The 8,283-nt window shown below is 65.4% G+C and carries 10 protein-coding genes; 5 read left to right on the plus strand and 5 right to left on the minus strand.

Annotated features, from left to right (window positions below; translation table 11 throughout):
* Nucleotides 1-159: 159 nt before the first annotated feature.
* Nucleotides 160-348, plus strand: a complete 189-nt coding sequence (locus tag EOA38_RS20605) for a hypothetical protein (protein ID WP_126094588.1) — start codon at nucleotides 160-162, stop codon at nucleotides 346-348.
* A 113-nt stretch (nucleotides 349-461) separates the two neighbouring features.
* On the plus strand, nucleotides 462-1,193 hold the full coding sequence (locus tag EOA38_RS20610; RefSeq protein ID WP_126094589.1) for a DUF2270 domain-containing protein: 732 nt from the start codon (nucleotides 462-464) through the stop codon (nucleotides 1,191-1,193).
* Between the two features lie 20 nt (nucleotides 1,194-1,213).
* Here the strand turns inward: EOA38_RS20610 and EOA38_RS20615 are convergent, their stop codons facing one another.
* From EOA38_RS20615 to EOA38_RS20625, 3 genes are all read right to left on the minus strand, one after another.
* Nucleotides 1,214-2,590, minus strand: coding sequence for an amidase family protein (locus tag EOA38_RS20615; protein ID WP_126094590.1), 1,377 nt, complete (start codon nucleotides 2,588-2,590; stop codon nucleotides 1,214-1,216).
* 112 nt (nucleotides 2,591-2,702) lie between these two features.
* On the minus strand, nucleotides 2,703-3,305 hold the full coding sequence (locus EOA38_RS20620) for a sulfotransferase family protein (RefSeq protein WP_126094591.1): 603 nt from the start codon (nucleotides 3,303-3,305) through the stop codon (nucleotides 2,703-2,705).
* 53 nt (nucleotides 3,306-3,358) lie between these two features.
* Nucleotides 3,359-4,258 (minus strand): VOC family protein, encoded by a 900-nt coding sequence (locus EOA38_RS20625; protein ID WP_126094592.1) that lies wholly within the window; start codon nucleotides 4,256-4,258, stop codon nucleotides 3,359-3,361.
* Between the two features lie 244 nt (nucleotides 4,259-4,502).
* Here EOA38_RS20625 and EOA38_RS20630 point away from each other — a divergent pair, with 244 nt between their 5' ends.
* Nucleotides 4,503-4,802: a hypothetical protein gene (locus EOA38_RS20630; protein ID WP_126094593.1), complete on the plus strand. Its 300-nt coding sequence runs from the start codon at nucleotides 4,503-4,505 to the stop codon at nucleotides 4,800-4,802.
* A 49-nt stretch (nucleotides 4,803-4,851) separates the two neighbouring features.
* On the opposite strand, the gene EOA38_RS20635 is transcribed toward EOA38_RS20630, so the two are convergent.
* Together EOA38_RS20635 and EOA38_RS20640 are read right to left on the minus strand one after the other, a co-directional pair.
* Nucleotides 4,852-5,682, minus strand: coding sequence for an aldo/keto reductase (locus EOA38_RS20635; protein WP_126094594.1), 831 nt, complete (start codon nucleotides 5,680-5,682; stop codon nucleotides 4,852-4,854).
* Nucleotides 5,683-5,957: 275 nt separating this feature from the next.
* On the minus strand, nucleotides 5,958-6,572 hold the full coding sequence (locus EOA38_RS20640; RefSeq protein WP_126095958.1) for a TetR/AcrR family transcriptional regulator: 615 nt from the start codon (nucleotides 6,570-6,572) through the stop codon (nucleotides 5,958-5,960).
* Between the two features lie 432 nt (nucleotides 6,573-7,004).
* On the opposite strand from EOA38_RS20640, the gene EOA38_RS20650 reads away from it, so the two are divergent.
* Both EOA38_RS20650 and EOA38_RS20655 read left to right on the plus strand, forming a co-directional pair.
* Nucleotides 7,005-7,505: a (2Fe-2S)-binding protein gene (locus EOA38_RS20650; RefSeq protein WP_189350128.1), complete on the plus strand. Its 501-nt coding sequence runs from the start codon at nucleotides 7,005-7,007 to the stop codon at nucleotides 7,503-7,505.
* On the plus strand, nucleotides 7,502-8,283 hold a 782-nt coding region (locus tag EOA38_RS20655), incomplete at its 3' end, for an FAD binding domain-containing protein (RefSeq protein WP_127300092.1). The genes EOA38_RS20650 and EOA38_RS20655, both read left to right, overlap by 4 nt.

Genomic DNA, 8,283 nt, shown 5'->3' on the forward strand with positions numbered 1-8,283 from the left:
GCGAGACGACCCCCTCTGGCCGCTGCGCGGCCATCTCCCCCTCAAGGGGGGAGATTACGCACCGTCCCGACAATTCGATTCAAATACGACCGCTGATCTTTGCGTTTGCGTAAAGCGACTCGCGCATGGTCGAACACGGCGGGCAATAAGGAGAAGCTAATGAAAAGCGACTTTGCCGCCGCCCACCTGCACCTCGACAGGGCCTGCCACTATCTGCGCGGCGACGATGAAACGAGCCGCACGGCACTCGCCGCGCTCGACCTCGTGATCGAGGCGGTGGCTACCGCCCAGTATGCCCGGCCCGAGGCAGAGGTGCTGCAGTTTCCAGCTACTTCAAAGCGGGCATAGCGTCCCGCCGCATCCTAACTTATCCAGGAACATTTTTGCCGGCCGCACGTTGTGTTATATGGGGTGTGGCCGGCTCAATCGGCCGGCCACGGCGGGAGGCACGTGGCAAGGGGATGTCCCAGGTCCAGACCATAAAGCCGGCCGAGGCGGCAGCGGCGCCGCGCGGATCCGACGCGTTCGCGCTGAAGCTGACCTCCTCCGAATTCGCAACCACGATGTCGCACTTCCACCGCGCCGAGATCGCGCGCATGGCCGGCTGGCGCGACCGCCTCGACCGCACCAGCAACTGGTCGATCACTGTGGTTGCCGCGATGCTCTCGGTGTCGCTGTCGACGCCGAGCGCGCATCATGGCGTGCTGCTCTTCGCCATGCTTCTGATCACGTTGCTGCTCTGGATCGAGGCGCGGCGCTACCGCTTCTTCGATGTCTACCGGGCGCGGGTGCGCCAGTTCGAGCGCTATTATTTCGCGCAGATATTTTCGCCGCAGCCGGACTATGCCTCCAACTGGCTGGCGATCGTCGGCGAAGGCCTGCGCTCGCCGCGCTTCCTCATCTCGCAGCGCGCGGCGCTGATCAGGCGGCTGCGCCGCAACTACATCTTCATGTACACGATCCTGCTGCTCGCCTGGATATTGAAGATCACCACGCCGAGCCTGTCGCGCGAAGGCTCGCCGATCGGCTTCGGCGCCTCGCTCCTCGACACCTTCCGGGTAGCGACGCTCGGTCCCATTCCGGGCATCGTGGTGGTCTGCGGCGTGGTGGTTTTCTATCTCGCGCTTTTGGCCGCTGCCTTCCTGATGCGCGCCGACGACGGCGAGCTGTCGTTCGGCGACGTGCATGTGTAAGCGACAGCGCCGCTGTCTGCTCACAATCCCGGCGGCCTGACGAAGCCGTCCGTAAGACGCGCCAGCGCCTTGGCGACTGCCAGCAGCGTCATTTCCGAATGGCGGCGGCCGACGAGCTGGGCGCCGATCGGCAGGCCCTCGCGGTCGAGACCGATCGGAATGACGACGGCCGGATGTCCAGTCAGGTTGAAGCGGCAGACGTGGCTGAGCGCGCTCCAGTACGGCGTCTCGACGCCGTCGACGGGGATCGGCGCCCCCGTCTCGCGATGGCGGAAGGCTGTGCACATCATCGCCGGGCAGACGAGCACGTCCCAGTCGTCGAAGAAACGCTCCCAGGCGATGATGAATTCGTCGCGCTGGTTGAGCGCCTCGAGATAGGCCGACAGCGAGGGCGAGGCCTCGCGCGGCGGCTGGAAAGCCTCCGAATACCAGGTGATGAAGACCGAGAACAGCGTCCGCTCGGCCGCGAAATCATGCCGCGGCAAGGCCTGCCCCACTCGCGCGCCTGCGATGTCGAGAGCTCGAGCGAAGCCGGTGATCGCATCGGCGATATCGATCGCGACCGGCACGCCGGGAAATGTCGGCGCCCAGGCGACCTTGAGCTCATCGAGCGCGGGTTCCGGCATCTCGTCTGTGGCAACCGGCGGCACTTCGGTGTCGAGGCCGTCGGCGCCGGCGATGATGCGGTGGGCAAGGATGAGATCGTCGACGTCACGGGCCAAAGGCCCGATGTCGAACAGCAGGCGGAAGCTGCGCGGCATGTCGGGCGGATCGGCGTAGCTGCCGGTGATCGGCACGGTCGCCTGCGTCGGCTTGAAGCCGTAGATGCCGGTGAGATGCGCCGGCACCCGGATCGAGCCGCCGGCGTCGCTGCCGATCTCCAGCGGCACCAGCCCGGCGGCGACCGCGGCTGCCGCGCCGCCGCTCGAGCCGCCGGGCGTGCGGGTGACGTCCCAGGGATTGACGGTGCGGCCGAAGATCGGGTTGACGGTCTGAAAGTCGCGCAGCCTGGGCGGCACATTGGTCTTGCCGATGATGATGGCGCCCGCCTTGCGCAGCCGCGCGGCGATGGTGCTGTCGGTGGTCGGAACATGATCGGCACAGGCCTCCAGGCCGACGGTGGTGCGCATGCCCGCGGTGGCGTGGCCGTCCTTCAGCGTGACCGGCACGCCGGTCAGCGGGCCAACGGCTTCGCCGCGCGCGATCGCGAGATCGGCAGCCTTCGCTCCGGCCCTGGCAGCTTCCTCATCGAGGGTGACGATGGCGTTGAGGAGCGGATTGACCAGCGCAATCCGGGCAAGCTGCGCCTCCATCGCCTCGACGGCGCTGACCTTCTTCTCGCGGATCGCCGCCGCCAGTTGGGTGGCGGTCAGGAAGGTGGTTTCGGGGTAGATCATGGTCGTGCTCCAGGCAGTAGGGAGTAGGCAATAGGCAGTAGGGAAAGATCAGACTGGGGCCGTGCATTTTGGCTGCCACTACCCTACTCCCTACTGCCTACTGCCTACTGCCTCAATTCAACGAAAGCGCCGTGCGGAACTCCTTCGCGGTGTTGCGATTGGGATAGGGCTCGGCCGGCACCGGGACGCCGAGATGGGCGCAGAGTGGCTCCCAGCCGTCGCCGAGCTTGTGGATCAGGAGGCGCCCGGCTGGTACGGTCTTGAGCACAGCCTCGACATTGGCCTCATAGACGGCGATCGCATGCGCGCGGTCCTGCGGGCGGCCGCCGAAAACCTGCTTCTTGATCAGCGCGATGCCCAGCGACTCCTGGTCCTGGCTGTCGCTGATTGCCGGCACGATCGTCTTTGCAAAACTCTCCCACCAGCTTTCGGGCGAACGCCAGGTGAGGATCACGCGCGCCAGTGGGTAGGCTTGGATCAGCTCGCGCCAGTAGTGCGCCGACGGCCAGTCGACGCAGGATATGTAGCCAGCAAAGAGCTTGCCCCAGTCGGGTGCTGCGCCCTTGGCGAGAGCTCGCCAGAGCCGCTTCTGTTCCTCATGCGCCATGACCTCCGACATATGGTGGCAGGGGCCGAAACCCAGCATCGTCAGCGCCTCGCGCATCGAATCCGTGCCGGTGCGACCGAAGCCGGTTCCTACCACCCTCAGCGACATTTTTTTCTCCCCTCTCTCCCCGGTGCGGTCCGGCGTCCGGCCGGTGGCCGCCATCAAACCCCTTGAACCACGAGCCGCAAGCGACTGCCCTCCGGATCGGCGGCCTCGATGGCGTCGCCGATCCTTTTCGCCGGCACATTGGCGTCATTGAGCCTGGAAGCCACCGCATCGAGCTCCTCGGTCGAAGCGAGCTCGACCGTGAAATGGTCGAGGCCGGCAGCATTCGGCGGCGGCTCGCGCAACTCCTCGCGCGCCCAGATGTTGAAGGCGACCATATGCGGCCGGCGCCCGGTGCCGCAGTCGAACATGCCGAAGGTCCTGGACTGGATGTGCGGCCGGAAGCCGAGCACGCCGACATAGAATTGCATCAGCGCCTCGGGCGCGCGGGCGCGCATATGGATGTGGCCGATGAAGGCATCGGCTGCCATCCGCGGTTCGACATGGCCGGAATTGCCGAGATCGCGCAACAGGCCTGGGACGTCCAGCGCTTCGAGACCCGAATGCGCGCTGCCGTCGACGGCGATCAACGTCACGCGGCCGTCGGCCGACACCTCCCGGCGCAGGAAACGCTCCGGGGTGTCGAAACAGATTTCGATGCCGTTGCCGGACGGATCGGAGACGTAGAGCGATTCCGAAATAAGATGATCCTGGGCGCTGTACCTCAATCTCGATGCCTTGAGGCGGGCAGCCGCGTGGGCGAGATCGCGGCGCGTCGTCACGTGGATCGCGACATGGAAGAGATCGCGCGATTTCTGCGGCAGCGCTGTCACCGCTCCGGCGTGGAGCACGATCAGCGCCCTGCCGCCGGCGCCGAGCTCCGCCGTGACGGCATCCTCGCCGATCGGATCGAGTCCAAGCGTGTCGCGCCAGACAGTGAGGGCTGCCGGGATATCGGTCACCCTGAGATGGACCGGCCCGAGACGAGTGGCTTGAGACAGCAATCCGTCGTCCATCGTCGTCTATCCGATTGCGGTCGGGAACATATTAGCGCTGAACGATATTTCTGTCTTGCGCCAAGTTCGGGTTGACCCCTCCCCGGCGGGCGGCGACTATCGCAATAGGCAATTTGTTTTGACGCAATTCCGGACGGAAAATCGCTGCGCACTTTTCCTGGAATTGGTATTCGTTTTGGCGCAATTCCGGACGGAAAACCGTTACACACTTTTCCTGGAATTGCTTTGAGCAGGAGGACTTCCCATGGACGAGACCGACCACTGGCGCAACATGGCGAGCGCGCCGCGGGACGGCAGCCGCATCCTGGTGACGGTGCGCTCGTCCGAGCAGGGACCGGCCGAGGTCGACATGGCCTACTGGTCGCGCGCCGACCAGTTCGGCGAGGAAGGCTGGCGGGCTTCCGACTCCTCGCCCGGACGCGTGGTCGAATATGCCGAGCCGGAGCTGAGATGCTGGATGCCGCTGCCCACGGCAGGGCGCGGGTCGATGCCGAGCCCCTGGGAGGGCGAGGACGTGCCGCTGGTCGATGGGGAAGGGATTTAGCGGCACCTCTCTCCTTCTCCCCCTTGTGTGAGAAGGTGGAGCCTAATCCTCAGAACAAAAACGCCGCCGTGGCCGGGTCAGGCCCGGTTCGGCCGTCGGCGGAATCCATCCCTTGGATGGTCTCCATGTCGCCCGCGTCCAGCTCGAAATCGAAGACGTTGAAATTGCCGGCGATGCGGTCCTGGTGGACCGATTTCGGGATGACGACCAGCCCTTGCTGCAGGTGCCAGCGGATGATCACCTGGGCCACCGATTTGCCGTGCTTCTTGGCGATTGCCGCAAGCGTCGGGTCGGCGAGCAGACGGCCGCTGCCCAGTGGGCTCCAGCTTTCGATCTTGATGTCGTGCTTGGCATGAAACTCGCGTTTGTCGCGCTGCTGGAAATGCGGATGCAATTCGATCTGGTTGACGACGGGCGTCACGCCGGTCTCGCCGATGATGCGCTCCAGATGGTCCTGGTTGAAGTTCGACACGCCGACCGATTTGATGCGGCCGGCTTGCTTGAGCTCGACCAGCGTCTTCCAGGCCTCGACATATTTGTCCTGACTGGGCACCGGCCAGTGGATCAGGAACAGGTCGATCCGGTCAATGCCGAGCTTTTGCATCGTGTCATCGAAGGCGCGGAGCGCCGCATCGCGCTGATGGCCGCCGTTGCGAAGCTTGGACGTGATGAACAGCTCGCTTCTCGGCAAGCCGGCGGCGCGGATCGCCTCGCCGACACCTTCCTCGTTCCGGTAGCCCTCGGCGGTATCGATGAGGCGGTAGCCGGCCTCGATCCCCCAGCGCACGACCTTGGCGGTGATATCGGGATCGACCTGCCAGACGCCAAGCCCGATCTGGGGAATGGTGGCGCCGTCGTTGAGTTTGAGTTGTTCGGACATGGGGGATCCTTTTGGGAGGGAGGCGTGGTGCCGACTATGTAGGCCCTAGGTCTAGGATGACGAGTTGATATCTGGAAAAAACGGCTGAGCCAGCCATAAAGAGCGCGAAGGGCTCGCTCCTCCCTTCTCCCCTTGTTGTGGGAGAAGGTGGATCGGCGCGTAGCGCCGAGACGGATGAGGGGTGCTCCAGCGGAGTGAGATGCTGGTGTTTTCTGGAACACCCTCATCCGTCGCCTTCGGCAACACCTTCTCCCACAAGGGGGAGAAGGAGAGCCTTACCCTCTCGCCCCGAAGCGCAGCCCATCCATCAGCAACTTCACCAGCCTCCCCGAACGCTCGCGCCAATCGGGCGTGTTGGGAGCCGAATAGATTCCACCGAGCGCATGCATCACGTCGGAAGCGTCGACATCGGCGCGGATTTTTCCCGAAGCGGCGGCCGCCTCGACCAAGCTTCGCATAGCGCCCGAGACACGGCCGGAGGTGTCGGAGAACAGCGTCGAGTTGGTGGTAAGCAGGAGGCGCAGGCTGGTGGCGAGGCCGCGCTTGGTGGCGATGTAGTCGACGAAGCGCTGCATCCAGAACTCCAGCGCGACATCGGCTGGATGATCACGGGCGAGTTCGTCGGCCGCCTGGCAGAGCCCCTCCACCTCGCGGCGGTAGACCACCTCGACGAGGTGCTCACGCGTCGGGAAATGGCGGTAGAGCGTGCCGATGCCGACCCCTGCCCGCTTCGCGATCTCCTCCAGCGAGGCATCGACGCCGTCGGCCGCGAACGCCTGCGCCGCCATCTCGACGAGCTTGTCGCGGTTGCGCTGCGCGTCGGCGCGCAATGGCTTTTGCGCCGAGGCGTCGGGCTTCTCTTCGGCAGATGCTGGTGGCCGCTCGGACAGTTTTTTCTCCACTCTCGCAAATATGGGGCTTGAACCCATGCGGGTCAGCCCCCACGTAAATAAACGGAGGCGCCTCCGTTTTAGTGGAGTAGTCTTATCATATAATCAGGGGAAGCGGTATGTCACGTGTTGGTGAGAGCGTGATCTCCCCCCAAGTGGGGGAGATGGCCGGCAGGCCAGAGGGGGGCGCTGTCCCGCCAGCCTCTCGAGGCTTGGTAAGCGATTCCTCCGAAGACATTTCTCTCAAGAAAAGCAGACCGCCAACGCCGCGTTCCTTCGCGCCCCCCTCTGCCCTGCCGGGCATCTCCCCCACTTGGGGGGAGATTGGCAGCTCCTACGCCCTCGCCCTCCTTCGTGCCTCAGACCTTGCCCCTCTCCTCCCAAGCCCCATTTCCATCCGCCTAGCGTCCAGCAATCGGAGCCCGACGCCCCATGAATGATCAAGTCACCATCAGCCCCACCACCCTCTCCATAAACCTCACCATCAATGGCCGCGACCATGCGCTCGACATCGAGCCGCGCGTCACCCTGCTCGACGCGCTGCGCGAACGGCTCCACCTCACCGGTACCAAGAAGGGCTGCGACCAGGGCCAGTGCGGCGCCTGCACCGTTCATGTCGACGGCCAAAGGGTGCTGGCCTGCCTGACTTTAGCCGCGCAAGTCGAAGGCCGCTCGATCACCACCATCGAGGGGCTGGCCGACGAGGACGGCACGCTCAACGCCGTGCAGGCCGCCTTCCTCGAACAGGACGCCTTCCAGTGCGGCTATTGCACGCCGGGACAGATCATGTCGGCGGTGGCCTGCATCCGCGAGGGCCATGCCGGCTCCGACGAGGAAATCCGCGAATACATGGCCGGCAATCTTTGCCGCTGCGGCGCCTATCCGCACATCGTCGCCGCCGTCCGCCAGGCAGCCAAGGAGCTCCGCTCATGAAAGACTTTTCCTATCTCCGCGCCGACAGCGTCGAGGCCGCGCGCAACGCCGCCGCCCTTCCCGGCGCCATGCTGCTTGCCGGCGGCACGACGCTGGTCGACCTCGCCAAATGCGGCGTCGCCGAGCCCTCAACCGTCATCGACATCAGCCACATCGAGGGACTGAACGCCATCGATGTCAGCGCCGACCGCGCCGTCATCGGCGCGCTGGCCAGGATGAGCCATGTCGCCGACGATGCCGGGGTGAAGAGCTTGTTTCCGGCCGTGTCGGAGGCGCTTTGGCAGGCGGCCTCGGCGCAGCTTCGCAACATGGCGACCATCGGCGGCAACCTGATGCAGCGCACGCGCTGCCCCTATTTCCGCGATCCGCAAAACTTCCCGACCTGCAACAAGCGCGCGCCGGGCAGCGGCTGCTCGGCGATCGGCGGGGGGACGCGCGGCCATGCGGTGCTCGGCACCAGCGAGGCCTGCATCGCCACCTATCCGGGCGACCTCGCCATCGCGCTCGTCGCCTTCGACGCCGAGGTCGATCTCGGCGAGCGCAGGCTGAAGGTGGAAGACTTCTTCCTCGCCCCCGGCGCGACGGCCGAGCAGGAGCACGACATCCGCCCCGGCGAAGTCATCGTGGGAATAGAGATCCCCGGCTCGGCCGCAGCCAGACGCTCGACCTATCTGAAAATCCGCGACCGCCAGTCCTATGAATTCGCGGCGGCAAGCGCCGCGGTCGTGCTGGAGCTCGAAAGCGACGGCCGCGCCATCCGCGACACACGCGTCACGCT

Origin of the sequence: Mesorhizobium sp. M1E.F.Ca.ET.041.01.1.1 (assembly GCF_003997355.1) — a bacterium.
Lineage (GTDB): Bacteria > Pseudomonadota > Alphaproteobacteria > Rhizobiales > Rhizobiaceae > Mesorhizobium.

Bases quoted from the DNA above. Each gene is read 5' to 3' on its own strand.
- EOA38_RS20605 (WP_126094588.1), top strand. From the start codon at position 160: ATGAAAAGCGACTTTGCCGCCGCCCACCTGCACCTCGACAGGGCCTGC.
- EOA38_RS20610 (WP_126094589.1), top strand. From the start codon at position 462: ATGTCCCAGGTCCAGACCATAAAGCCGGCCGAGGCGGCAGCGGCGCCG.
- EOA38_RS20615 (WP_126094590.1), bottom strand. From the start codon at position 2,590: ATGATCTACCCCGAAACCACCTTCCTGACCGCCACCCAACTGGCGGCG.
- EOA38_RS20620 (WP_126094591.1), bottom strand. From the start codon at position 3,305: ATGTCGCTGAGGGTGGTAGGAACCGGCTTCGGTCGCACCGGCACGGAT.
- EOA38_RS20625 (WP_126094592.1), bottom strand. From the start codon at position 4,258: ATGGACGACGGATTGCTGTCTCAAGCCACTCGTCTCGGGCCGGTCCAT.
- EOA38_RS20630 (WP_126094593.1), top strand. From the start codon at position 4,503: ATGGACGAGACCGACCACTGGCGCAACATGGCGAGCGCGCCGCGGGAC.
- EOA38_RS20635 (WP_126094594.1), bottom strand. From the start codon at position 5,682: ATGTCCGAACAACTCAAACTCAACGACGGCGCCACCATTCCCCAGATC.
- EOA38_RS20650 (WP_189350128.1), top strand. From the start codon at position 7,005: ATGAATGATCAAGTCACCATCAGCCCCACCACCCTCTCCATAAACCTC.